Here is a 1,487-nt window from a genome sequence, read left to right on the forward strand (position 1 = left end):
TGTTAGCCCAACGTGAGAATGTCCGCTCCGTGCAAAGTAAAAATGTCCGCTCGATCATGATCGAGCGAGGCGCGGATGGAACTCACTATGAGCGAGCGCGAGATTGGGCGGCTGCGCGTGTTGGAGCAGGTGCGTGCGGGGCAGCTGACGCAGACGCAGGCGGCGGCGATCTTGGAGCTCAGCACCCGGCAGGTGCGCCGGCTGGAGCGCTGCTACGCTAGCGCGGGTGCGGCTGGGCTCGTGCATGCGCTGCGCGGGCGCGCGTCAAATCGAGCGCTGTCGATAGCCCAAGGACAGGCGATCCAGGCACTGCTGGCGCGCCATTACGCGGATTTTGGCCCCACCCTGGCCTGCGAGAAGCTCGCCGAACGCCATGGCGTGACGGTCTCGGTCGAGACGGTACGGCGCTTGATGAGCGAGGCCGGGCTGTGGCGGTCAAAGCGGGCCAAGCGCAAAGCGGTCCACGCGTTACGCGAGCGGCGTGCCAGGCGCGGCGAACTCATCCAGATCGACGGTTCACCGCACGACTGGTTCGAACAGCGCGCGCCGCGCTGCACGTTGCTCGTGTTTATCGACGACGCCACCGGGCAGTTGATGGCGCTGCGCTTCGTACCAGCCGAAACCACATTGGCGTATTTGGATTTGCTACGTGAGTACATCTTGGCCCATGGCCTGCCGGTGGCGCTCTATCGCGATCGGCACAGCATCTTTCGGATGACTAAACCGGGCAAACAGGCCCATCCCACCCAGTTCGCCCGAGCGCTGAGCGAGCTGGGCATCGAGGGGATCCAAGCCAATTCACCTCAGGCCAAGGGGCGCGTCGAACGCGCCAATCAGACCCTGCAGGACCGATTGGTCAAGGAACTACGCTTGGCTGGCGTCTCGGGCATGGAGCAAGGCAACGCTTGGTTACCCGGCTTCATACAGGCCTATAACGGGCGCTTCGCTGTTGAGCCGCGCGTGGCCATCGATGCCCACGTTCGATACCGCGGCAAGCCGGCCGTGCTCGAGCGCATTCTGGCGTTGCACGAGACGCGCCGACTCTCGCAGAACCTGAGCTGTCAGTTTCACCGCCACATCTTGCAGGTGCGTGCTCCAGGTTACGAGCGGCGCTTAAGCGGCGCCCGCGTGACGCTGGTGACCTATCCCGACGGTCACTTTGAGATGGACTGGGGCACCCAGTCGCTGGCCTTCGAGACCCATCCACGCATCGCGCTTCAGCCACCATGCGCCGATAGCAAGAACCTCGATACTCGCGTGCAACAGGCAATTGAGCGCCGCTCCAGCGCCCATCCGCCGGCCCCGAATCATCCTTGGAAGCGCTGGCTGGGCGCAGCCCCACCGCCGCCACGCCCGCGCCCGTTGCGCGCCCCCTGACCACTTCCGGTGCCGGTGCGGCCCGCAACGCCGTGCTACGCGCGACGTCGCGGCCCGCACCGGACATTTCTACTTTGCGCGCCACCGGACATTTCTATTTTGGGTTGACA

Annotated in this window: 1 protein-coding gene; it reads left to right on the forward strand. The window is 65.0% G+C overall.

Annotation, left to right across the window (positions count from 1 at the left end):
• The first annotated feature begins 87 nt into the window (after positions 1-87).
• Positions 88-1,377 (forward strand): ISNCY family transposase, encoded by a 1,290-nt coding sequence (locus MMB74_RS27260; RefSeq protein ID WP_277431707.1) that lies wholly within the window; start codon positions 88-90, stop codon positions 1,375-1,377.
• Positions 1,378-1,487: the final 110 nt, after the last annotated feature.

The organism is Trinickia sp. Y13, assembly GCF_029522115.1.
Lineage (GTDB): Bacteria > Pseudomonadota > Gammaproteobacteria > Burkholderiales > Burkholderiaceae > Trinickia.

Bases quoted from the DNA above. Each gene is read 5' to 3' on its own strand.
- MMB74_RS27260 (WP_277431707.1), top strand. From the start codon at position 88: ATGAGCGAGCGCGAGATTGGGCGGCTGCGCGTGTTGGAGCAGGTGCGT.